The organism is Patescibacteria group bacterium (genome assembly GCA_041651355.1).
In the GTDB taxonomy this organism is placed as follows: Bacteria; Patescibacteriota; Patescibacteriia; order Patescibacteriales; family UBA12465; genus JAPLVX01.
Genome location: JBAZJK010000001.1, coordinates 606541 through 630103, shown reverse-complemented (window position 1 = coordinate 630103; position 23563 = coordinate 606541). Strand labels below are relative to the sequence as shown.

Genomic DNA, 23563 nt, shown 5'->3' with positions numbered 1-23563 from the left:
TGCTAAATTTAAGACGAGAAAGCTGAAAAAAAGCCTTAATTTTTATGCCCGGTTTCAAAGACAAATTATCTAAGTTCGGCCATCATTTTTCTTGGAGTACCGTCATCGTCCTAGTGGTAGCCGTCTTTTTTTGTTTGGCGACTTCTTATTATAACTATCAACAGCTAAGTGCCGGTCAGATTAAGTGGAATTCTCCAGACGAAACTGCTAATTATTTTTTCGCTAAGAATTTTAGTGCTAGCGGCCAGTTGTCGGTTTTTGAGCCTTTAAATCTTCGGGCCTATGATTTAGTCCATCCACGTAGCTTCCGGAGCGATTTAGCTTGGCTCAAGCCGGTTAGTTTCCTGGGTATAATTCTGATTTTTGGCCAGCTGGGCGCTTGGCTGGGGGATTGGATAATTCCATTCTTAACCCCGATCTTTGCTTCTTTTGGGATATTCTTTTTCTATCTGCTTATCAAGCGTCTATTTTCGGAAAGGGTCGGCTTGATTGCCGCCTTCCTCTTGGCTAGTTTTCCGGTGTATATCTATTATAGTGTGCGCAGCTTATTCCATAATGTACTGTTTGTCGTTTTTGTCATTATTTCTTTCTACTTCTTATCCTTTTTTCTAGAAAAAAAATATTGTTATGAAAAGCGTTCTTTCTGGCGTTTCTCCTTAAGCAAGAATATTAGTTTGGGCTGGCTTTGGTCTTTTTTGGCTGGGATTTTTTTCGGACTAGCAGCCCTGACCAGAGCCTCGGAACTGCTTTGGCTTGGACCCCTGCTTTTCATTATCTGGATTTTTAATATTAGGCGTGCTGGCATTTTGAAACCATTGATATTTCTGGTCGGTACGGCTCTAGCGCTCTTGCCCGGCTTCTATTATAACCAAATCTTATACGGTTCACCGGTCTATGGTGGTTATGGTGCCATGAATCAGTCTTTGGCTGATATTTCCCGGGCGGGCCAGAGCCTGGTGACCGGGAGTTTATCATCGGGCGCCGGAGCCATTAGTGGTTTTTTTAACTCTTTGAGCCATAATGTCTTTTATTTCGGTTTTAACTTGCGCTTGTCCTTAAAGATGTTCTATTATTATTTTGCCTTGATGTTCCCCTGGCTGCTTTTAGCCGGTTTTTGGGGTGCGATGTTTTTATTCGGCGACAGTCTGGTCCGTTTCAAGCGCCGTTATTTGGTTTACATCCTTAGTCTGATCCTAACAAGCGTTATCCTGATTTTCTATTACGGTAGTTGGCAGTTCAATGATAATCCTGATCCTAAAAGTTTCACTATCGGTAATTCCTATACCCGCTACTGGTTGCCGATTTATCTCTTTTTCTTGCCTTTGGCCTCTCTATTCATCGTCCGTATCAGTCAGCTGGTTTTAGAAGCGGGAAAGTCAGAGCGCTATCATTTGTATCGTCTGCCGATTTTTTGGAGCAACGCCTTGCAAGCCTGCGGCGTTTTAGCAATCATGACTAGCTCTTTATTATTTGTCAGTTTTGGTTCAGAAGAGGGCTTATTTTATTTGGCTGATAGTAATTATAGTGCCAAGGTTTCTAGCGCTAAAGTCGTCGAATTAACCGAGCCGAGCGCCGTTATTATCACCCAGTATCATGACAAGTTCTTGTTTCCCGAGCGCCGGGTTCTGGTCGGCTTGTTAAACGACGATAATATGAATTATTATTATGGACAGTTGGCTCGGAAAGTGCCGGTCTATTACTATAATTTTTCTTTTCCGCCCAAGGATCTAGATTATCTAAACAGCAGCAAGCTACCCAAAGCCGATCTTAATATCAGCTTGGTTAAGAAGATTGATCAGGATTTTTCTTTATATCGTTTAAATTTCGTAGCGCCCATAGAGGCGCCTAAAACACGTCCTTAATATGAAATATAATATAATTACGATTGGTTGTCAGATGAATAAGGCGGACAGCGAGCGACTGGCCGCTTATTTGGAAAAGAAAAAATATCAAGCGGTCGCTGATTTTAAATTGGCCGATATTGTAATCATTAATACTTGCGGCGTCAGGCAGTCGGCTGAAGATCGGGCATATGGCCTGGTTAACCAGATCAAGAGATTCAACCCTAGCGCCCAGATAGCGATTACTGGCTGCTTAAGCAAGAGAGCAGATGTGAAAAAGCGCTTACAAGCGAAGGTCGATCTGTTTTTTCCGATAAATGAAACGCCCCATCTTTTATCTCTCCTGAAAAATAGCGAACGCTTATTAAAATTAGATGATTTGAGAGAATTGAGCGGCGAAAAATATCTAGCGATCTTGCCGAAACATGCCAGCTACTTTAAGGCTTTCGTGCCTATCGGTAATGGTTGTAATAATTTCTGTTCATATTGCGTGGTGCCTTATGCCCGTGGCCGGGAAGTCTATCGCGGCGCCGCAGATATTATCAAGGAAGTTAAGGCCTTGGTGAGGAAGGGTTACAAGGAGATCACTTTGATTGCCCAGAATGTTAACAGCTACCACTCCCTAAGAGCTAAAAAGAAATTTGATTTTGCTGATTTGTTGCGGTCTTTAGCTGATATCCCTGGTGATTTCTGGCTAAGATTCTCTTCTAGCCATCCCAAGGATTTGAGCGGTAAGCTGATTAGGGTTATGAGCCAAAGTGACAAGATTTGCCATCATTTGCATTTAGCCGTCCAATCAGGCGATGACCGGATCCTTAAAGCTATGAACCGGAAATATAGTGCCAAACAGTATGTGGACTTAGTCGCTAAGATCAGGCAAGCTAAACCGGGCATTGCCATTAGCACTGACGTGATTGTGGGGTTTCCGGGAGAAACAAAGGCGCAATTTAATAACTCTCTTAAGTTATTCAAGCAGTTAAATTTCGACCAAGCCTTTATCGCCCGCTATAGTCCGCGTTTCGGGACGGCGGCTGCTAAATTAAAGGATAATGTCAGCCTTGAGGAGAAAAAAAAGCGAGAAGAGATTTTGGAAAAGGTTTTAAAAAAGAGCGCCTTGGAAAATAATAAAAAACTTTTAGGGAAAGAGATTGTTATATTGGTTGAGAGTCAGAATCGTAAGGGTAAATATTTTGGTCTTAGCTCAAGTTCCAAGACGGTATCTCTAGTTGATAAGAAGGTGAAGATTGGCGAGTTTGTGAAAGCGAAGATTACCGGGGTCAGGGATTTCGGCTTAACCGGGGAAGTGGTTAAATAAAAAAGGAGCTGGTTAAAACTTTTTGTAAGTTCTAACGCAACCCCTCTTCATTTCTTAAAACACCGCTCATTCAATTAAGATTACAGCTTCAGGATTTAATTGAAGAAGCGAATCGTCTCACCTTTTTTCAACCGGCTAATTGTCGCTTTGTATTAACTTTTTCATTGGGTGGAATTTGGTTTGGTGAATAAAAAAGAACAGCGTCGGCTGGCTAAGTTTAGTCCAGTTAACTTAATTATATAATAAATAACGTTTAATTTCAAATTACATATGTCACCCGAAGTAAAATCTAATAGCGAGCCTCATCCCTTAGTTTTAGTTATCCTTGGGCCGACAGCTAGCGGCAAGACCAAGTTAGCCGTGGCTCTAGCGTCTAAATTTAATGGCGAGATTATAAGCGCTGATAGCCGGCAAGTGTATAAAGGCATGGATGTTGGCACGGGCAAGGATTTAGGGGAATACAAAGTTGGCAAGAAAAAGATCCCCTATCACCTAATCGATATTGTTAAGCCTAACCAGAGTTTTGATTTAGCTAAGTTTCAAAAATTAGCTTTTAAAGCGATTGATAAGATTTTACAAAAGAATAAGCTCCCGATTTTAGTGGGCGGCTCCGGCCTATATCTCCAGGCCGTTGTAGATAATTATGATTTAGGGACATTCGGTTCAGATCACAAGGAAAGGACCAGGCGCGAACGTTTAAACGCTTTAGAATTATTTAATGAAATTGATCGCCTAAATCCCGCTTTCGCCAAGAAGATAAATGACAGCGATCGCCATAATACCAGGCGTTTGGCTCGTTACTTAGAAATTGTGGAACAAGGGCATGTCAACAATCAAAAGAAAGAATCCCGCTATAGCTTTGAATTAATTGGTTTAAATCCTGGCCGGGAAATACTGCGCCAGAAGATAGAAAAGCGCTTGCAAGAGCGCTTAGAAAAAGAAGGCTTAATTGAGGAAGTGAAGAAATTACATAAACAAGGAGTCTCTTGGCAGCGGCTTGAAAGTTTTGGCCTAGAATATAAGTTCCTTGCTCATTATCTGCAAAAGAAAATAGATTATGATAAGATGTTTGTCGATCTTAACATTGCCATCCGTCAATTTGCTAAGAGGCAATTAACTTGGTTCAAACGTTGGGAAAGGCAAGGAAGAAAGATAAAATGGTTTAAAGATGCCGCTCAGGCAGAGAAGATAATTAAGGGGGCGTGAAGACCAGCTTTAAAAGAAGCTATTCTCAGTGAATAGCTTTTTTTCTTTAGCGGTCTTCTTCGCCGGGGATTTCATCGTTATTTTCTTTGTCATCCCGGTTGGTTTCTTCGGTATCCGGTGGCAGTATTTGCTCACCGGTTTTTCTTAGTGGGTTACTGCTCTTAGAGCCAGCCATAAATTCAACATAGTCTTCAGCTTTTCTGTCCATGGTTTAGAGTTTTGGTGGTTTATTTAAAAAATGTTCTAAAGCTTCTTTGGCAATTTGGGGATTGGCTCGACCCTGGGTCTCAGCCATTACTTTGCCGATAAGGAATTGGATAATATTAGTTTTACCTTTTAGATATTCATTGACCTGGTCGGGATAATTGGCGATTACTTTAGTGGCGGCATTTTTTATCTCATCCTGGTCATGACTCTGTTCTAGACCTTGTTCTTTAACTATTTCTTCTGGGTCGCGTCCGCTTTCCGCCATTATGGATAAGACCTTCTGGCCGGTTGAAGAATTGATGCGACCTTCATAGATTAGGCAAATCAACTCAGCCATGTCTTCCGGAGTGATTTTTAGTTTCCTAATATCGCTTTCTTCTTGAGCGTTCAGGATTTTTAGGATTTCTCCGCTAATCCAATTAGCGGCCAGACGGGCTAAGCGCTTGTCTTGTCCGGCGATATCATCCCCCCTAGTCTCTGTCCAGGCCTTGAGTTCAGAAATTACCTCTTCAGTCCAGGCGGCTATTTTCTTATCCGTTATCAGAACCTCGACCATCTTAGGATCAAGTCCGTATTCAGAAAGGAAACGTTTTTTCTTGGCGATGGGCAATTCTGGTAGATCAGCTTGTAATTTTTCTATTTCGGTGTCGGAAATCTTGAGAAGCGGGATATCTGGCTCAGGGAAATAGCGATAGTCAGCTGAAGTTTCTTTAATCCTCTGGCTGACCGTCATGTTTTTGTTATCATCCCAGCCCCTGGTTTCAGCAATAATTATCTTGTGGTTTTTTAGAGCTTCCGACTGTCTGACAATTTCAAAATTGATAGCCTTCTCGAGGGCGCGGAAAGAGTTTATATTCTTTACTTCGACTTTAGGGTTAAGCTTGTTTTTTCCGATTGCTAAAATTTGTCCATCCCTGTATTCCCATCCCCCAGGTTTCTGCAGACTGACATTGGCTTCACAGCGCAGTTCGCCCTTTTCCATGTTGGCGTTAGCAACTCCGAGATATCTCAATATTTGCTGATATGATTGGCAAAAGCTTTTTGCTTGGGCGGCATTTTTCATCACTGGTTCAGTAACCAGTTCCATTAGTGGCGTACCGGCCCGGTTGAAGTCTAATAGGGTATGGTCGCGATTATGCATTGATTTGCCAGTGTCCTCTTCTAGGTGTATGCGGGTAATTTCAATTTTATCGCCATCTATCTCTAAATAGCCGTTATAGGCTAGGGGGAGATCATATTGGGAAATTTGATAGCCTTTAGGTAGGTCAGGGTAGAAATAGTTCTTCCTATCGAATTTAGAAATACGGTTAATTTGGCAATTCAAAGCCAAGCCAGTCATGATCGTCCACTCGATGGCCGCCTTGTTAGGCACGGGTAAGGTGCCGGGATGTCCAAGGCACACCGGACAGACGCAAGAGTTAGCTTCTTTGCCAAGCGAATCATTATCGCAGGCGCAGAACATCTTTGATTTAGTTTTTAACTCGGCGTGTATCTCCAAGCCGATTATGACATCATAGTCCATTAGTTTTGTCGGTGTTTAGTTTTTAGCAAGCTAGCTAATTTGCCAGCCAAATCTCTTTTCCATTGCCAGGGCTTTTCAGGGAAAGCTTGGTCGATTTCATGAAAAGCATAAGCCAAGTGGATACTAGGTATTCCCAGGCTGATTCCATCTGTTTGATAGGTGATGGCATGTCCGCCCATATCTATCTTTTCTTTATCTTCCGGGCTAATTTCCTGTTGATCGTCAGGCAGATTTTTTGTCTTTAGCCGGGTGATTAATCCTTGGTATATTTCTTGCTCTTCCTGGCTTAAGTCTTGTTCTTTGTTCTCGGTGTTTAAAATATTGTTTTTCGGGAAAGGATACATTTCGGCTTCAGGTGCGGTTCGAGAAAATGGCCACATAATTTTTATGATTATTTTTTAGCTTACCCCTTTATTTTCCTATATCTAGCCGGAAAAGTAAAGTTTTTATAGGTCTTCACTCATTTCCGGATCAGCAATCGGCTGGACTAAGAGCTGGGCAATCTTCTGCCCAGGGACGATATGATATATATCTTCACTCAGGTTTTTAAATATCACTCGGATTTCTTCCCGGTAGTTAGCATCGATGACGCCGCCCATGACCTTGAAACCGAAGTTCGCCAGGCCACTCTTATCCCAGATGAGGCCGACATGGCCATGGGGTATCTTTATCTTCAAGCCGGTGGAAATCAGGGCCTGCTGATATGGAGGAATTGAATAATAATCATGCGAATAAAGGTCGAAGCCAGCATTGCGATGATGCTCTTTGCTGGGAAGCTGGGCACTGGGGTGTATTTTTTGCACCCTAATTTTGCAACTTCTCTTATGAGCTTTTACCTCGGTTTTTTCTGTTTTTTCTTCAGCCTTTAGGCTTATCTCTATCGGTGCTTCTGTTTCTGAGGCAGGATTCAGCCAATCGTTGAGTTTTTTTATTTTGATATCTTCGTTTTCCGGAGCGCGATAGGACTGAGCGCTCAACTCAGGAAATTTTTCACTTAGGCGGTGGTTCTTGGTGATGATGTCAGAAATTGCCTGCAAACCTTTAGTCTTGGCTGGTTCTCCGATGTTTATAATCCTCTTAATGTATATCCAGATTAAATAGTTTATTTCTTCTGGCGGTAATATTTTTCCCTGGTTCGTACATTTTATCAGTTTAAAGTCGGGGAAAGTTCGAGCGATTTCTAGATACACCTGTTCCGCTCTTTTGAGATGGTTGAGATCGTTCTCATGTATGTCTTTGGTTTTTCCCGTCCAGTCTTCCCGCTGTCTTTTAGCGGCTAGCTGTTGGGCGATATCAGCTTCGACGTGAAGGATTAGGGATAAATCGGGTTTAGGGACGGAAAATAGGCGGTATTCCAGATCATATAGCCAGTTAAAGAAAATCTTCCTTTCTAAAGGGTTGTCAAATTTGCCACCTTGGTGCCCAAGGTTGGAGCTGACATAGCGGTTAGCTAAGACTATTTTTCCTTCCTTTAGCCACTCTTTGATTTTAAAGCTAGCATCATAGCGGTCGACCGCGTAGAAGATGGAGGCTTGATAGGGATCAACCTCGCCGGCGCCGCCGTATTTTCCAGATAAATATTCTTCGACCATCCCAGCTGATTTGGTATTGTATTGAGGGAAATCAGCGATGGCTACGCCGTAGCCTTCATCTTTCAGTTTTGTAGCCAAGAGGTTGAGTTGGGTGGTTTTGCCGGAGCCATCCGTGCCGTCAATGACGATGAATTTCCCTGAGCGAGTGATCATATTTTTAAGATAATAAAAGAAGCGTTTTAAAATCGCGCTCCTCCTTATTAAATAAATTTATTGTTTACCTAAGGCGTCCAATATCGTTTCTATCTGCTGGTATAGATTTGGCAGGTCGCCGTTGTTATCAATATGGAATTTAGCGGTGGCCATCACTTCGGGTATCTGCAGTTCAGCTTCACGTTGGCCGTCCGCCAAAAAATCATCATAGCTTTTATCGGCATCGCCTTTATTTTCATTACGGCATTTCATCCGTTCGTAGCGGATTTTAGGATCGGCATCGATACTGATCAGAGAGAAGCCGGGGACATCTTTTAGGCTGGCGATATCATCCAGGCGTCTGACACCGTCGATGACGATTATGCCATGGGGGTCATTTTTTACGTCTTCAGCGATGACGCGGGCCAAGGTGTCTTCGCCGAAGCGTTGGCGTAAATCAAAAGATAAGTTTTGCATGTTCTCCCGGCTAATCGGTAAGTAGAGACGGTTTAAGATATCGCGAAGCATCGCAGAGAAGCGATGGACGCTAGCCTGATGTTCGGTCTCTAAATATTTTTTAGCGACTTCTTTACCACTAGCCAGAGGGCCGGCGAAGCCGAGGATGATTTTGGACATAATTATTTTTTAACGATATCCGCTAGGCCGCGACGGATGTCCCAGTCATCCAGATCTAAATCGCAGTACAATTTGAAATTAGGCAGGGAGCTGCTAATCGCCGCCGCCATCTTATGCGCGACGCGGCGTAAGGTCGGATGGACAGCCTTGCCCGACCTAAGTTCGACGACATAAGCTGTTGCCGCCAGGGGGTAGGTATTACGACAGAAGACGTTGAAGCCCATGCCGATGTAATATTGCTTGATTTCTGGACTGGCGTCCAATTTAGCGATAGCTTCTTTTTGGGTAGCAATTAGTTTTTCTGCCTCTAGCTTTAAATTTTCAGGTAATTGCTCTAAATACCAGGGGTTGAAACCGAGCTCGGTGCTAAGAAGGGGCATGCGGCAGATGCCGCTGCGATGTCTTTGGATGTCTCGGAAAGAGCCGAAGTCAAGCAAGAATTTAAAAGTGCAAGTACCAAGGTCATTTAAGAAATTAGGCAGGCTGGTTTTTGGCGGACGGGAGTCAAAGGCATCTTGGTAGTCGCTGATCTCTTCATTTTTAATCGTGGTCAAGAAAGCGAAATCAGTCGCATTAGTTGAGTGATAGTAATTATATTTGGCCATCATGTTTTCCCGATATTTTTCCTGGTCTTCGTTATAAGGGTGAGAGAAGCTGTGCGGGTATTTCTCTTTTAGCTGACGATAGATTTCTTGAGCAATCGTCCGGACTTCTTCCAGGGGGTGGTGCAAGAGCAGGGCTAACTTGTCCCAGGCCTGGCGAAGATTCGTGTGCCAACTAAGCTGGGTAGTAATCCCGGCTGGCAGGAAGCCGCGCATGATGTCGAAGCCGCGGGCTTTGATAGCTTTTAGATAAACCGCTTCATCTTCATCAGCTTTTTTCGGATATTTAGTTTGTAAATAGGCTTGTATTTTTTCTTGATTGCTGATATAAAAGTCCATCCAGTTTTTTAAAATGGCCGCTGATTCCGGGCTAGCGATAGGGTCGATGATCGCTTGTTTGGACATATCTATATAACGCGTGCTGGTTTCTTGGCCGCTGTATAGTTGCCAATCCTGGATAGCTTTATCAGCTAGCATGCTGACGCCCTCGATGAACATGGTTGTACTACCGCAATCGGCAATCGAGGCGTGGCCATAGCCGACGTAGAAGGTTTCCATGAATTTGCCTGAGCCACTGCTTTTTACTTTCTCGACATGCTCGGTTACGCTTTTAGGGCTACGGGAATAGAGCGCTTGCATCATCGCGCTATCTTCGGGATTGAATTCGTCGTAAATGAAAATGTTCGCCATAGTTTTAGTTTTTATTGGTCTTCATATTTAGTGACGGTGCTATTGAGCAGTTCATAGACAACGCCAGCCTCTTTAAATATTTCTTTACTGCGATTTCCGGCATGATAGTCTTGTTCAGCGACGACCCGCTTGATGCCGGCATTGATTATCATCTTGGCACAGGTATAGCAGGGAGTCATCTTGCAATACAAAGTGGCGCCTTCCAGGGAGATGCCCATACGAGCGGCCTCACAGATAGCATTCTGTTCGGCGTGGGCGGTCCGGATACAATGTCGGCTTTCATGACCGTCTTCATGGATGACAGTATGCATTTCATGCCCTTCTTCATCGCAGTGAGGGCAGCCGATCGGGGAGCCGACGTAACCAGAGGCAATCAATCGTTTATCTTTGGTGATGACACAGCCGCTACGGCCCCGATCACAGGTACCGCGGCTGCCAACCATATTCATTATCTGGATGAAATATTCATCCCAAGATGGGCGTTTATATCCGTTGTTTTCGCTCATATGTTTTATATATTTAGAGCCTAGATAAGCTTCTTTATTTTAATATATTATTAAAAGAAAATAAAGATTGACTAAAATCATTTATCTTGTTGTTTTTGCTTGATTTTTGGCCGGAAAATGCTAAGATATAGACATAAAAAGCGATAAAATGCTAGAAAAGTTTAAACAACAGCTCTCTGCAAAAAAAGAGCTATATTTAAGGATAAAAGTCAGTCCGCGGGCTCCATTTTCCGGGGTTCAGCAGCTTATGGTAGATGACACCTTGAAAATAGCCATCGCCGCCCCACCCCAACGCGGGCGGGCCAACCTGGAATTGATCCGCTTCCTAGCCGAAGAATTCGAGGTTGATAAGTCTAACATTAAGATCTTGGCTGGTGCCGGCGAAGCTTTGAAGCTGGTTAAGATTTTACAGTAATATGGATATATCAGTCGTCATCGTCTCTTGGAATGTTAAAGAGCAGTTACGGGAAAACCTGAAAGCTTTATATGCTTCCCAAGTTAAATTTTCTTGGGAGGTTTTTGTCGTCGATAATGCTTCTGAGGACGGCAGCCAGGAAATGCTTAAAGAGTTTTTCCCAGGGGTTAAACTGATCGCTAACGATTCCAACCTCGGTTTTGCTAAGGCCAACAATATTGCTATCAGACAAGCTCAGGGGCGCTTTATCCTCTTGCTCAATCCGGATATGCGCTTGCAAACCGATACTTTGGAGAAGATGCTGGATTTTATGGCTAACAAAAAGTCCGCAGTGGTAGCCGGCGCCCGTCTCTTAGATAGGGAGGGGAAGGTTTTACCTCAAGTTCGAAATTTTCCCACTTTTTGGGATCAAGCTTTAGTGATTTTGAAGCTACCCCACTTATTTCCAGGCCTCTTGTCTAAATATCTGCAGAAAAATTTTGATTATTCTCAGGCGTCTAAAGTCGCTTCTATCCGCGGTTCTTTTTTCTTAATCGATCGTCTAGCTTATCAGGCAATCAGCGGCCAAGACAAACCTTTATTAGATGAAAGATATTTTGTCTGGTTTGAAGAGGTTGATTTTTGCCGCCAGGTTTATAAATTAGGGGGCGAGGTTTGGTATAATCCTGAGGCAACCGCTCTTGATCTGGTCGGGCAAAGCTTCAAGCAAATCGGGATTGGACGGACGCAATCATATTTTCAATCTTCTATGCTTGCCTATTTCCAGAAATGGGAGCCAGCTTGGCAATATCGGGTCTTGTCATGTCTGTGGCCTCTAGGAAGCTTTCTAGCCAAACTATACACTGTTGGCAAAAAGATCCTAGCTAAATAAATTTACTTTTTTACATGTCTAAGTTAATCGGAGTCATCCTGATAAATTATAAAGATTACGCCGCTAAGTATTTAGAGGCTTGTTTTGCCAGCCTGCAAAAACAGAGGCTTGGAAATTTTTCTTATCGGGTTTATATCGTTGATAACGCCTCTAGCCCGGAATCTTTAGCTTTTTTGAAAAAAAATTATCCTGACATTAATATTTTTCCTCGGCCGGATGGCAACTATGCTGCCGCCAATAATTTAGGCATTAAGATGGCGCTCGCTGACGCTTGCGATTATGTGACAATCCTTAACATGGATACGGAGTTGGATCCGGATTGCCTGTTTGAGATGGCCACCGCCTTGGGCAGCGATTCCCAGATAGGGATTGTCCAGGCTAAGATTCTTCTCCATGAGGCAAATCAGGATAAGTCCGCTTCGCTTTTAAATAGCATCGGTAACCTGGTTCATTTTTTGGGCTTCGGCTTTACCCGCGGCTATGGCCAGAGAGAAGAAGCTTTTAGGCAATTTTTGGAATCCGCTCCTTATCCAGAGATTAAGGGCTATGCCAGCGGCTGCGCTTTGATGATGAAGAAAGAATTGATCGCTAAGATCAAGGGCTATAATGAAGAGTACTACATGTACCATGATGATTTGGAATTAGGATTAAAAGCTAGATTAGCCGGTTATAAGATTGTATTAGCGCCTCTTGCCCGCATTTATCATAAGTATGAATTCAAGCGCAGTATCAAGATGGTTTATTATATGGAAAGGAATCGCTGCCTTTTTGTACTTTCTTTTTATCCTTGGGCTTTAATCATCTTATTGTCCTTGCCTCTTTTCTTGATGAATCTTGGCATGATCTTTTATGCTTTGGTCGGCGGCTGGTTTCCAGATTTAAGCAAGGCTTACCGTTATTATCTCAGGCCGGGAACCTATCGTTTGATTTTTCAAGAGAGGCGGAACATAAGATCATTCCAGGTAGTACCCTTTAAAGAAATAGCTAAAGATTTCGTCGGCCAGATTAATTTTCAAGAAATTAATAATCCTTTGCTGCGCTATATAGCCAACCCGATATTGGGCCTGTATTGGCGTTTAGTTAAACTAATCATCTAGTATGGACCTATCGATCGTAATTGTGAACTATAAAAGCCAGGATAAATTGCGGCGTTTGTTAGCCTCTTTGCGGGCGGCTGATTTTTCAGGCATCCAATCCGAAATTATTGTTGTAGAAAATAATTCCGGAGACGACCTGGGAGATTTAGAGGCGCTAGCAAAAGTCATCAAAAGTCCCCGCAACCTGGGTATGGGTGGCGGAAACAACTTGGGTATTAGCCAATCGCAAGGGGAATATGTCGCCATCATGAATCCTGATACTTTAGTTAAAGCCGATTCTCTAAAAATATTGTATAATTATATCAAGCAACACCCTGAAGTCGGCTTAGTCGGTCCGAAACTAGTATATCCCGACGGCTCTTTGCAATATTCTTGTTCCCGTTTTCCAGGTTTTTGGATCCCGATCTTGCGCCGCACTTTCTTGGGGGATTATTTTCGACAGGTCCGGGATTCTTTCATGATGCTTGATTTTAATCACGATCTGATCAGCGAAGTTGATTGGTTGATGGGGTCTTGTCTGATGTTTAAAAGAGACCTGAGATTTGATGAACGTTATTTCATGTATTTTGAAGACACTGATTTAGCCCGTCAAGTGAGAAGTCGCGGCTTGAAAGTCATTTATAACCCAGAAGCGGTCGTTGTTCATGATCATCAACGGGCTAGTGCGGAGCTTCCTTGGTACCAGGCAATCTTCAAGAGTCGTCTGGCCTGGCTCCACATTCTTTCCTGGTGGAAATACTTTTTGAAATGGGGACTTAAAAGCAAAATATAATAATTTATTTTTATGAAAATTAAAAAAGCAATTTTACCCGTCGCCGGTTTCGGCACCCGTTTCTTGCCAGCCACTAAGGCTCAGCCTAAAGAAATGCTGCCGGTAGTTGATAAGCCGGTTATACAATATCTGGTGGAACAAGCCGTGGCTGCCGGTATCGAGGAAATAATTTTCGTGACCGGCCGGGGGAAAAGGGCGATTGAGGATCACTTTGATTATTCATTCGAGCTAGAAAAGACTTTGGTAGAGAAGAACAAATTGGATCTGCTCGAGAAGGTGAAAGAAATAGATAGCTTGGCTAAATTTTCCTATGTCCGCCAAGCGATTCCCTTAGGGGATGGGCACGCCATCAAATGCGCCGCCCACTTAGTGCGGGATGATGAACCGGTCTTGATCATGTTCGGCGATACCTTGTATGACGCAAAAATTTCTCCGGTTAAGCAGGTTTTGGATGTTTATGAAAAATATGGCGATTCGGTTGTCGGCCTATCAGCGGTTGGCAAGAAAGAAGTTGATAAGTTCGGCGTCATCGACGGCTTGAACCTGGGTGGCGGCGTTTACGAAATCAGGCGCTTCGTGGAAAAGCCGCCGGTAGATAAGGCCCCGTCTAATCTAGCCGCCGTTGGTATCTATGTCATTACTCCGGAAGTAATCAAAGTCTTAGCCAAGATGGATTCTGGCAAGTCAGGCGAAATTCGCTTGGCCGACGCTTTCGATTTGATGTTGGAAGGGAAAAGGCCAATCTATGGAAAGAACATAGAGGGGGAGTGGCTGGACACTGGCAACAAATTTAATTATCTCAAGGCTTCAATCAAGCTGGGTTTGAAAGATAAAGAAATCGGCCGCGATCTGAAAAAGCTCATCCGGGATTTGAATAAGAAAGATTTCAAATAAGATGGCAGTAGTCAATAAAAAATACGCCCAATCGGGCGTATTTTTGTAATCGTTTTGGTTTTTATTGGACAATCATCTTGTATAGACCGCTTTTCTGGTTGATAGTCGCCGTGAAATAGAGAGTATTATTTTTACTATCCAAGAAGATTGAGGAAATATTTTCTGCCGCCAACAGCCGGGTGCTGTTATGGTTGCTTAAGTCTAGGCTGTTGATGCTTTCGCTCGTCGCATAAATCAGATAGTTATTTTTGGCTTGCCAGACGAGGTCCTTGATCGGATATCCGACCCGATCCATTAAGGTCTTAGTGTTCTGTTTTAGATCGAAGAGATATATTTCAAAATCAGTGTGATAGAGTAGTTTGTCAGCTTGTAGCCACAGGCCGCCCCGGAAATTTTTCAAGCCTTCTCGCGGCAACATGAAAAATTCTGGATCGACTAGGAAAAGGGAGCGGCTTTTCTCTTCGAATATTTCCAGCCAGGCGGAATCACCGAGATGGAAGCTATAATTGCCACCAGCGGGTAAGGATAATTCTTTAAGGGCATGACTTTTTAAGTTGTATGATTCTAGTACCTGGGTTTGCCCTTTTTTTCTTAATAAGAATAGGCGGTCATCCTTGAGATAAAAGCTTGAGTAATCCTTTTTGTCTATTAGGTTCTGGCTGATTTTTTTGTTATTTTCAAAGTAATTCAAGGAATCTTTGTATTGGTAGTACAGACGGTTACTGGTTTCATCATAGAATAGGTTCTTGATTTCCGGACCGATAATTTCTTGGTAATCCGTCCAGCTATTAGTGCTTAGGTCGAACAAGCGATTATTGATTAATACCCGATCGCTGTCTTTTAACCATTGGTAACTAGTTATTTCTTCTTTGATATCTAATTTAAAATCCCGGTTATTCCGGAGATCGATGATTTTTTTCCCTTGTTTCAAGAGCAGGTAGCGCTGGTTCGGGTTTAAATCTATTTCTTGGCAGCCACATTCCAAGATATTTAGAATCGAATCTTTCTTGAAGAGATTAATGTCTTCAGCGTAGGTCGTTTGTTCGGCATTTATATTCAAACGTTTTTCCCAGGGCCAGTAGCCATCTTTCTCCAGGCGGATTTCATATTCTCCCGGAGCCAAGCTTTTTATTTTAGCGGGCGTAGCTAAGGTTTTGCCATTGAAATTTTTCCAAGAGAAATCTGATTGTTTTTTGTCATTAATATAAATGCTAGCCCCGCTGGGTTGGGAATTGATAGCTAGGGTCCCGGTTTTGACGATTAAGCGCTTTAAGCGCCAAGGACCTCGGAGATTAAGTTGGTAGCCGGTGGCGTAGAGGGAAGTATAGCTTGTCAGGATGATAAATAGCAGGATGAAGAAGCGATAAAGCCAGCGGCGGGTTTTGTGAGTCATAATTATTCCACCCTTTTTATATCCGCTCCCAGCTGGCGGAGGCGCTCATCTAATCTTTCATATCCCCGATCAAGCTGGTAGATGTTATCTATCTCGGTCGTTCCCGAAGCGATTAAAGCAGCAATTACCAGGGCGATCCCGGCTCGGATATCCGGGCTGATTAGTTTCTTTCCGTATAAACGGCTTGGACCGTTAATCACGATGCGGTGCGGATCGCACATCGTGATGTTCGCTCCCATCTGGGAAAGCATGTCCGTCCAAAGTAGGCGGCGGTCATAAATAGTTTCTTGGATCAAGGAAGTGCCCTGAGCCTGCGTCATCAGCACTACATAAGGCGCTTGCAAATCAGTCGGGAAGCCTGGATATTCATGGGTCTTGATATCATAAGGCTTTATCTCCTGACTAGCTAGAATTTTTAGCCAATCTTCTCCCTTTTCATATTTAACTCCGATTTTTTCAAAAATAGTTAAAAGGCTAGTGATGTGTTTAGGCCAACAATTTTTAATCAGGATTTCTGATTTTGTAGCGGCAGCCATCAGAGCGAAAGATCCCGCTTCTAGACGATCAGGGATGACATTATAATTGCCAGCCTGGATGCTTGCCACTCCGTCGATGATGATTGTGGGCGTGCCAGCGCCCTGGATCTTAGCGCCTTGGGCATTTAAGTATTCCGCCAAGACTTCTATTTCCGGCTCCATGGCGGCGTTACCGATAACGGTTCGACCTGGGACTAAACAGGCAGTCATGATCAAGCTCTGGGTTCCAGTGACGCTGATGGTGGGGAAGAAATATTCGCAACCCCTCAGGTTTTCAGCTTTGATGTGATAGAACTTTTCTTGCATTTCTAGTTCGGCGCCCATTTTGGTCAAGAAGTCTAAGAAAAAATCAATCGGTCGGCCGGCGGCTCCGATGACACAACCGCCCGGATGGGGAAATTTCACTTCTCCTAGGCGTGCCAGTAGCGGGCCGACAAACATGACCGAGGTTCTGAATTTATCGGCTAGCTTAGCATCCAGTTCCACCTTTTTGACATTTTTAGTGCTTATAGTGACAGCTTTTTCTTGGCGTTTGACTGTGGCTCCTAAATCTTGAAGCAGCTCTAAAGACTTATCGACGCCATCGATGTTTGGCAGGTTACTGATAGTCATGTCCTGGTCAGATAAAAGGGCTACCGGCAGCATGATCTGGGCATTGTTTTTGGCCCCTTCAACGCTTATTTCTCCCTTTAGGGGTCGGCCACCACTAATCAAGAATTTAGGCATATTTTTGTGATTTTAATAAAATTTTAGTCTCTAAATCTAATCTTAGTCTATTTATTGACATTTTTCAAATATTTGGTATTATTGATAAGTAATCAGGTAAGTGCTGATTTTTTTATAATTTAGATAGTCTATAAAGACTAAAATATTATGTCAAAAATTGCAATAATCAAAACTGGCGGCAAGCAGTATAAAGTCAAGGAAGGGGAGACTCTTAAGGTGGAAAAATTAGAGCTTGAACCGGGTCAGAAGGTCAAATTTGATACTCTTTTGGTTGCCGAAGGCGATAAGCTGGATTTAGGCCAGCCTTCTTTAGGAGAAAAGGTTGAAGCCGAGGTTTTGGAGACCGCTAAGGGCAAAAAGGTAACCGTGGTCAAATATAAGAATAAAATCAGATATAAGCGGACTATCGGCCATCGCCAGATTTTTACGGCCGTGAAGATTGCTAAAATTGCTTAAAAATTTTTGTTTACAAAAAACCGGCTCTCTTTCAAGGGTCGGTTTTTTTATCCCAGGAATCTTTGTTTTAATATCCAAAGCGTCAACCAGAGACAAATGATTATTTTTGCTAATATATTTTTGCTGTAAGTCGGCAATAAGCTGAGTAAAAATATTAATTTGTCACTGATAAAGACTTGCATTCTCTTAGCTAATTTTTTAATGCGCGGAGAGAAGGCACCTATTAAAAAAAGTATTCCCATGATAAGCCAGAGTAAGATTAAACTCGGGATCATGATTTTCCTCCTTCCTTTTTTTAAAGAACTATTATATTTGGTTTCTATTTTTTAAAGCCGTCGCCAAGGTAGTTTCATCTGCATATTCCAGATTAGAGCCGGCCGGCAGCCCTCGAGCTAGGCGGCTGATATTTACATTATAATCTTTTAGGGCTTTATTAAGATAGAGGGTAGTTGTTTCTCCTTCAAGGGTAAAATCTAGGGCAATGATCAGTTCCTGGATGCCTTCGTTTTTTATCTTTTTCATCAGCAGAGAGACGTTGATATCATTGGGCCCGATATCTTCAATCGTATTTATAAGTCCGTCTAAGACAAAATAACGTCCAGAGAATTGGCGAGTGGCTTCAATCGCCGCTAAGTCCTGAGTGTTCTTAACTAAGCAGAGGATCTGTTTTTGTCTTTTATCATCCTGGCAGATATGGCAGGGATTACTTTCCGAAATAGCTTGGCAGGAATTACAGATAGTGGTATTAGCCTTAAGATCGTTGAGATAGGAGGCCCATAACTTTATTTGAGCTTCAGGTTTCTTGAGTAAATGAAAAACATAGCGTTCAGCTGTTTTTGGTCCGACGCTAGGCAATTCTTTGAAGAAATCAATCAAGTTTTGGATTGATTTAGGATAGTTCATGTTGGGGCGCTTACATCAAGCCCGGCAAGCCTCCCATTTCTTGGAGTTTTTTAGCCATGAGTCTCTGGGCTTTTTTAATCGCTTCATTCAGGCAGTCTTTTAATATCTCTTCCTGAGAGTTTTTGCTTAGATTTTCGTTAAGGCTGACCTGGCTGATTTCTAAGTTACCATTTAAGCTGACTTTAGTGCCGTTTTTTTCTATCACGATATTTTCTTCAGCTAAAGCATTCTGCATGGTCTTAGCCTGGCTTCTTAAGTCTTTGAATTGTTTTAGTTTGCTGAACATATTATTTAGAATTGGACCGGACCTTCGGGGCCGGATTGTTTATGTAAGTTTTTAAAGCTGACGGTGTTTTCATCAAAGAACAGATTGACTACTCCGGTCGGACCGTTACGATGTTTGGCGATATGGATTTCGGCGCGGTATCTTTCATCCATAGGCAGGTCGTTAGGGTTATAGCCCCGGTCGGCCGCTTTGCGGTAGATGAACATGACGATATCGGCGTCCTGCTCGATGGAACCGGAATCACGCAAGTGTGATAGTTTGGGGATGGCCGGATGAGTTGCTTCTACTGCGCGCGACAGCTGGGCCAGGGCTAGGATCGGTATATTTAATTCGCGAGCGATAGATTTGAGGCCACGGCTGATTTCAGCGATTTCTTGGACGCGGTTATCGCCATATTTGCCTCGTCCTTCCATTAATTGCAAATAGTCGATTACAATCAAGCCCAGACCTTTTTCCATCTGGAGACGTCGAGCCTTAGCTCTAATCTCCATGATAGAGAGGGTGCCGGAGTCATCGATATAGATCGGGGCTTCAGCCAGCTTACCCATCGCTTCGCCGATGCGAGCGAAATCATTATCATCATCCTTTTCTGATAAATTGCCTGTGCGCATCTTCCAAAGGCTGACATTCGCTTGGGCGCAGAGGATGCGGTCGACTAATTGTTCTTTACTCATTTCTAAGGAAAAGATACCGACCCCTTCTTTATTCTTAATGGCTGCTTGCCGGGCGATATCTAAAGCTAGGGATGTTTTTCCGACAGAGGGGCGGGCGGCTAGGATGATAAGGTCGGATTTCTGCAGACCGGCTAACAGGTTGTCCAAATCCAAGAAGCCGGTGCTCAAGCCTCTAAGCTTGCCGCTTTTTTTGTGGAGCTCATCGATGCGGTCGAAGGCGGCGGTTAGCAGGTTATCGATCGGCAAGAAAGCGTTTTTCAGGTATTTGCGGGAAACGCTGAATATCTTCTTTTCAGTTTCATCGAGGATCTCGTCTATCTCTCTCTCTTCCTCGTAGCTCATGGTCATGATTTCACTAGCCGCTTGTTGTAAACGGCGCAAGGTCGCTTTTCTTTGGATGATATTGGCGTAATGGCCGGCGTTGGCTGAGGTGGCGACCAGATTGGAAAGATAGGCTAGGTAGGTGCGGCCACCGATTAGGCTAAGCTGTTTTTTTTCTTCCAAACGGTTGGCCAGAGTGATGATGTCTATTGGTTCCTGGCTGTTGTATAGTTCCCGGATGGTTTCATATATCGTCTTATGGATATCCTTATAGAAATCATGAGGCATGACGTGGTCGACAACCTTGATAATCGTATCTTTATCTATTAAAAGACAGCTTAAGAGCGATTCTTCAGCTTCTAGGCTTTGGGGTGGCAGCTTCTCCAGGATGTTGTCGGTTTTAGTCATAGTTCTCTTATCTTATCTTAATTAAAGCCATTTTTCAAGCTGAAGATTTACTCAAGATTTCCACTGTTTTTTCTAATAAAAAACCCGGAGTAATCGGGTTTTTCTTATTTATTTTACCTGTTTATTTAAGGCTGATATCAAATAAGGCGTAGAAGAAAAGAGAGGTGACGATGATACCGGCGATAAAGCCGGAAAGAGAGGAGGCAAGAATTTTCCCTAATACCCATTTGAACTTGCGTTTTTCTTCGGAAATAAAATCCCGGGCTACTTTGGCCATATTTTTTAAATTTTAGCTTAACTTTAAGTCTATCATAATTTTATCACGTTTTGCCGAAGATGGGAACATGTTTTTAAATGTTTGACTTTTGCCATACTTTATAATATAAAAATAATATTGTTCTTTAATACTTAACATCTAAATATAAAGCCATGGAAGCATTTGATTTCATTCAAGATCTACCCCTCTGGATAGACGAACAGATTTTTTTGCTAGGCGGTCAGGATATGATCGAGCCAGTCACTGACCCTCTACCTACTGAGGTAAAAATCGGGGTTATGGATGACCTCGACAAGAAAATTTTCACCCTCGTTTCCTTGCAACAAGAAAAAAAGAACGCCATCATCCAAGAAATTTCTGATCTGCAAGCTGCGTCTATGCAATATTTACAAGAGCTTAATAAATCTAGCGAAGAGGAAACCTTGGAGGATGAAGAAGATGATGATCAGGATATCGATGATGAAATTAAGGGGGAAGGCCAAAATGATCCCGAACCGCTTGATACTCCCTACAACGAACCGATTAGGCGTTTACTTAAAGAATATCTTGATATCACCTGGCTTCAAGAACATTGTGCGCGCCTGGGCAGTCTAAAGGTTGGTTTGAAGCTTAGCTACTTTGGTGACTTTGCTTTTACCAGGGGTTTTGAAATTTACGCCGTGCCCGGAAGTAATCAGCTTAACCAGGAGAGACTTGATGAGGAATTCGGTTCTTCGGGTATAGGAATGATAGTTATTGATTTTTCCCGTAATTAAGAAGTTGTAGTTCTAAAACAACCGCCCTCAAGAGGCGGTTTTTTAAACGGAGCCATCTGTCGGGTTCGAACCGACGACCTGCTGTTTACAAGACAGCTGCTCTACCAGCTGAGCTAAGATGGCTTTAAAAAAGTACGCCCAGTAGGATTCGAACCTACGACCTTCTCCTTAAAAGGGAGCTGCTCTACCAACTGAGCTATGGGCGCATTATCAAAATAAAAAAGGCTGGAAACAGCGCATTATTTTGATTATTTTGATAATAACAAAAATATTTTTTTTTGACAAGAGCGTAAGGAAAAATTATACTGATGATAAAATATATGCTCAAAGTCGATTTTGATGCTAACAAATCAATAAATTTAGGCCCGCGGTTTTTGATTAGGACCCTGGGTTGCAAGGTTAACCAATATGATTCAGCCGACCTGAGAAGGCTTTTAGAACAGGCTGGATTCATGGCGGTGGCCGATAGGCTCGACTTGGTAATCTTGAACACCTGTGCCGTGACTCTAGCTGCGATTAGCAAAGATAAACAAGCTTTGAATAAATTAAAATCAGACAATAAACAGGCCAAGTTAGTTGTGATGGGGTGCTGGCCCAAGACCTATCAGCCGGCAATCAAGGCGGATTTGGTGTGGGGCGTAGGCGATTTGCCCAAGTTAGTAGCTCAGATCAAAAAAATAGTAAAATTTTCTGGTTTTAAGTATTTAGAGAGTGGTTTGACAGTGACTGACCGTTCGCGCTATTTCTTGAAAGTCGGCGACGGTTGCAACCAATTTTGTTCTTACTGCGTCATTCCTTTCGCTCGTGGAAGGGTCAAGAGCCGAAGCGAAATAGAATTAATTCAGGAGGCGCGTTTAGCTGTTAAGGCCGGATATAGAGAAATAGTCTTATCTGGTATTCACCTTGGTCTTTATGGTCAGGATCTCCGGGGACATGTCAACTTGGTTTCTCTGCTTAAAAAATTGGTCAAGATTAATGGTTTAGGCCGCTTGCGCTTAAGCTCGATCGAAATAAATGAAGTTGACGATCAGCTGATAGAGCTAATCGCTTCAAATAAGAAGCTGTGTCGGCATCTGCATATTTCTTTGCAAGCCGGTTCGGATAAGATTTTAAAATTAATGAAGCGTCCTTATCTGGTAAAGGACTTTCGCCAGAGGATTGAAAAAATTCGTCAGAGCATGCCGGACATCGCCTTGAGTACCGATATCATTGTCGGCTTTCCGGGTGAGAACGAAGCGGATTTTCAAATGACATATGATTTTGCTAAAGAGATGTCTTTTAGCAAGATTCATGTCTTTTCTTTTTCCGCCCACCCTCAGACTGCCGCCTATAAGCTCAGCAGCCGGGTGAGCGACGGGAAGATTAAGGAGCGTTCGCAGAAATTGCGGGCGCTGTCTGATCGTTTAGAGAAAAAATATCGAGAAGCGATCTTGAGAAAGTATCAAGGGAAAAGCATGGCGGTGATTATCGACCAGAAGAAGCGAGGTAAGACCGAGTTCCATTTTGATTTAGATCTGCGCCAAGATATCGGGCGTCCGGGAGAGATGCTTAATGTTAAGGTTTGATATAGATTGACATTTTGTGTTATTTCTATTAATTTATTAGGAATTACTCTTGGTAATTTAATCGTTCTTAAATAATTTTTTACACTCTAAAAAAGGAGGAATCGTGGATTTAACTAAATTAAAAGAAGAAGCCGCTAATAATTTAGCCGCCCTTAAAGCCAACCCTTACCCCGGAAGACTGATTATCGCTGGTTTAGATGAGACCGGTAAATATCTGATCCAGGTTTATGCCCTGATGGGCCGGAGCCCAAAGAGCCGGAACCGCGTTTTGGTTCCAATTAAAGAACTTGGCCAACTGAAAGTCGAAGTAGCCGACCCTAGCCTGCTCAGCGAAAATGAAGATTTAAGTCTGATCGTTTACACAGCGATGGCTCAGGATCAATCGCTTAGGCCAAGCTCTTTCGTGGTCACAAATGGTGAACACACCGGTTTCGTTTTAGATTCAGGCATCCGTTGTATAAATGATCAGTATTATTATGAACCGGATGCCCCAAATTTTACGCCGCGGATTGCAGCCCGTTTCGACCTTTTTGATGACGACCCGGATATGGAATACAACCGGATAGCCAGCATGGCTTTATTGAAGAAGCCCGCGTATGGCAGCGAAGAATCAGACCTGTATTATTATGATTTGGTCACCATACCGGCCTTCGGATACTGCATTCATACCTATTCCGGAGATGGTAACCCTTTGCCATCGTTTAAGGGAGACCCCTATCTTCTGCCTTTAGAAGGTACAATCGGGGAGATCGCTAAGACCGTTTGGGACAACCTGGATGAAGCCAATCGCATCTCAGTGGCAGTGAAATTCATTGAGATTGCTACGGGGGAGTCGGAAATATGCGTGATTAATAAGTTTCAGAAAGCTTAAAAAGTTTTTTCTGATCAAGCCCGTCCTGTTTATGACCTAAAATCATATGCAGGACGGTTTTTTTATATAAAAAAACCGCGGTCGTTGTTAGACC

The 23563-nt window shown here is 43.0% G+C and carries 25 protein-coding genes and 2 tRNA genes; 12 read left to right on the top strand and 15 right to left on the bottom strand.

Annotation, left to right across the window (positions count from 1 at the left end; genetic code table 11):
• The first annotated feature begins 44 nt into the window (after positions 1-44).
• The 3 genes from WC441_03235 to miaA all read left to right on the top strand — a co-directional run bounded on the left by WC441_03235 (position 45) and on the right by miaA (position 4362).
• Complete coding sequence (locus WC441_03235) at positions 45-1862, top strand: glycosyltransferase family 39 protein (GenBank protein MFA5163517.1); 1818 nt, start codon at positions 45-47, stop codon at positions 1860-1862.
• A gap of 1 nt (position 1863) precedes the next feature.
• On the top strand, positions 1864-3156 hold the full coding sequence (gene miaB / locus WC441_03230; protein MFA5163516.1) for a tRNA (N6-isopentenyl adenosine(37)-C2)-methylthiotransferase MiaB: 1293 nt from the start codon (positions 1864-1866) through the stop codon (positions 3154-3156).
• Between the two features lie 270 nt (positions 3157-3426).
• On the top strand, positions 3427-4362 hold the full coding sequence (gene miaA, locus WC441_03225) for a tRNA (adenosine(37)-N6)-dimethylallyltransferase MiaA (GenBank protein ID MFA5163515.1): 936 nt from the start codon (positions 3427-3429) through the stop codon (positions 4360-4362).
• 46 nt (positions 4363-4408) lie between these two features.
• Here miaA and WC441_03220 read toward each other — a convergent pair whose 3' ends face one another.
• The 7 genes from WC441_03220 to WC441_03190 all read right to left on the bottom strand — a co-directional run bounded on the left by WC441_03220 (position 4409) and on the right by WC441_03190 (position 10249).
• Complete coding sequence (locus WC441_03220) at positions 4409-4570, bottom strand: hypothetical protein (GenBank protein MFA5163514.1); 162 nt, start codon at positions 4568-4570, stop codon at positions 4409-4411.
• Between the two features lie 3 nt (positions 4571-4573).
• Positions 4574-6091 (bottom strand): Asp-tRNA(Asn)/Glu-tRNA(Gln) amidotransferase subunit GatB, encoded by a 1518-nt coding sequence (gene gatB, locus WC441_03215; GenBank protein ID MFA5163513.1) that lies wholly within the window; start codon positions 6089-6091, stop codon positions 4574-4576.
• Positions 6091-6471, bottom strand: coding sequence for a hypothetical protein (locus tag WC441_03210; GenBank protein MFA5163512.1), 381 nt, complete (start codon positions 6469-6471; stop codon positions 6091-6093). Before WC441_03210 ends, gatB begins: the two co-directional genes overlap by 1 nt.
• Before the next feature lie 66 nt (positions 6472-6537).
• The gene (locus tag WC441_03205) at positions 6538-7836 is read right to left on the bottom strand and encodes a hypothetical protein (protein ID MFA5163511.1); all 1299 of its coding nucleotides are present in this window, start codon (positions 7834-7836) and stop codon (positions 6538-6540) included.
• Positions 7837-7893: 57 nt separating this feature from the next.
• A complete protein-coding gene (locus WC441_03200; GenBank protein MFA5163510.1) occupies positions 7894-8451 on the bottom strand; it encodes an AAA family ATPase in 558 nt (185 codons plus the stop codon).
• A gap of 2 nt (positions 8452-8453) precedes the next feature.
• On the bottom strand, positions 8454-9743 hold the full coding sequence (locus WC441_03195) for an FAD-dependent thymidylate synthase (GenBank protein ID MFA5163509.1): 1290 nt from the start codon (positions 9741-9743) through the stop codon (positions 8454-8456).
• A gap of 11 nt (positions 9744-9754) precedes the next feature.
• Positions 9755-10249 carry a cytidine/deoxycytidylate deaminase family protein gene (locus tag WC441_03190; protein MFA5163508.1) on the bottom strand — a complete coding sequence of 165 codons (495 nt, stop codon included), beginning with the start codon at positions 10247-10249 and terminating at the stop codon, positions 9755-9757.
• Positions 10250-10397: 148 nt separating this feature from the next.
• On the opposite strand from WC441_03190, the gene WC441_03185 reads away from it, so the two are divergent.
• From WC441_03185 to WC441_03165, 5 genes are read left to right on the top strand one after another with little or no spacing between them, the layout of a single operon-like run.
• On the top strand, positions 10398-10664 hold the full coding sequence (locus WC441_03185) for a DUF167 domain-containing protein (protein MFA5163507.1): 267 nt from the start codon (positions 10398-10400) through the stop codon (positions 10662-10664).
• Position 10665: 1 nt separating this feature from the next.
• On the top strand, positions 10666-11535 hold the full coding sequence (locus tag WC441_03180) for a glycosyltransferase family 2 protein (GenBank protein ID MFA5163506.1): 870 nt from the start codon (positions 10666-10668) through the stop codon (positions 11533-11535).
• Between the two features lie 14 nt (positions 11536-11549).
• Complete coding sequence (locus WC441_03175; GenBank protein MFA5163505.1) at positions 11550-12632, top strand: glycosyltransferase family 2 protein; 1083 nt, start codon at positions 11550-11552, stop codon at positions 12630-12632.
• A 1-nt stretch (position 12633) separates the two neighbouring features.
• Positions 12634-13404, top strand: a complete 771-nt coding sequence (locus tag WC441_03170) for a glycosyltransferase (protein ID MFA5163504.1) — start codon at positions 12634-12636, stop codon at positions 13402-13404.
• A 12-nt stretch (positions 13405-13416) separates the two neighbouring features.
• On the top strand, positions 13417-14298 hold the full coding sequence (locus tag WC441_03165; protein ID MFA5163503.1) for a UTP--glucose-1-phosphate uridylyltransferase: 882 nt from the start codon (positions 13417-13419) through the stop codon (positions 14296-14298).
• A 61-nt stretch (positions 14299-14359) separates the two neighbouring features.
• Here the strand turns inward: WC441_03165 and WC441_03160 are convergent, their stop codons facing one another.
• Entirely contained in the window at positions 14360-15691 is a 1332-nt protein-coding gene (locus WC441_03160) for a PEGA domain-containing protein (protein MFA5163502.1), read from the bottom strand.
• A gap of 2 nt (positions 15692-15693) precedes the next feature.
• Positions 15694-16953: a UDP-N-acetylglucosamine 1-carboxyvinyltransferase gene (gene murA, locus WC441_03155; protein MFA5163501.1), complete on the bottom strand. Its 1260-nt coding sequence runs from the start codon at positions 16951-16953 to the stop codon at positions 15694-15696.
• Positions 16954-17100: 147 nt separating this feature from the next.
• On the opposite strand from murA, the gene rplU reads away from it, so the two are divergent.
• Complete coding sequence (gene rplU, locus WC441_03150) at positions 17101-17409, top strand: 50S ribosomal protein L21 (protein MFA5163500.1); 309 nt, start codon at positions 17101-17103, stop codon at positions 17407-17409.
• A 306-nt stretch (positions 17410-17715) separates the two neighbouring features.
• On the opposite strand, the gene recR is transcribed toward rplU, so the two are convergent.
• From recR to WC441_03130, 4 genes are all read right to left on the bottom strand, one after another.
• Positions 17716-18312: a recombination mediator RecR gene (gene recR, locus WC441_03145; GenBank protein MFA5163499.1), complete on the bottom strand. Its 597-nt coding sequence runs from the start codon at positions 18310-18312 to the stop codon at positions 17716-17718.
• 10 nt (positions 18313-18322) lie between these two features.
• The gene (locus tag WC441_03140) at positions 18323-18598 is read right to left on the bottom strand and encodes a YbaB/EbfC family nucleoid-associated protein (GenBank protein MFA5163498.1); all 276 of its coding nucleotides are present in this window, start codon (positions 18596-18598) and stop codon (positions 18323-18325) included.
• Between the two features lie 5 nt (positions 18599-18603).
• Positions 18604-20001 carry a replicative DNA helicase gene (gene dnaB, locus WC441_03135; GenBank protein MFA5163497.1) on the bottom strand — a complete coding sequence of 466 codons (1398 nt, stop codon included), beginning with the start codon at positions 19999-20001 and terminating at the stop codon, positions 18604-18606.
• 121 nt (positions 20002-20122) lie between these two features.
• Positions 20123-20278, bottom strand: a complete 156-nt coding sequence (locus WC441_03130) for a hypothetical protein (GenBank protein ID MFA5163496.1) — start codon at positions 20276-20278, stop codon at positions 20123-20125.
• A 152-nt stretch (positions 20279-20430) separates the two neighbouring features.
• Between WC441_03130 and WC441_03125 the strand changes: the two genes are divergently transcribed.
• Complete coding sequence (locus WC441_03125; protein MFA5163495.1) at positions 20431-21033, top strand: hypothetical protein; 603 nt, start codon at positions 20431-20433, stop codon at positions 21031-21033.
• 50 nt (positions 21034-21083) lie between these two features.
• Here the strand turns inward: WC441_03125 and WC441_03120 are convergent.
• Positions 21084-21156 (bottom strand) — tRNA-Thr (locus WC441_03120).
• A 10-nt stretch (positions 21157-21166) separates the two neighbouring features.
• Positions 21167-21239, bottom strand: a tRNA-Lys gene (locus WC441_03115).
• 114 nt (positions 21240-21353) lie between these two features.
• On the opposite strand from WC441_03115, the gene mtaB reads away from it, so the two are divergent.
• Positions 21354-22598, top strand: coding sequence for a tRNA (N(6)-L-threonylcarbamoyladenosine(37)-C(2))-methylthiotransferase MtaB (gene mtaB, locus WC441_03110; protein MFA5163494.1), 1245 nt, complete (start codon positions 21354-21356; stop codon positions 22596-22598).
• 103 nt (positions 22599-22701) lie between these two features.
• Positions 22702-23469, top strand: a complete 768-nt coding sequence (locus WC441_03105) for an IMP cyclohydrolase (protein MFA5163493.1) — start codon at positions 22702-22704, stop codon at positions 23467-23469.
• Positions 23470-23563 lie beyond the last annotated feature (94 nt).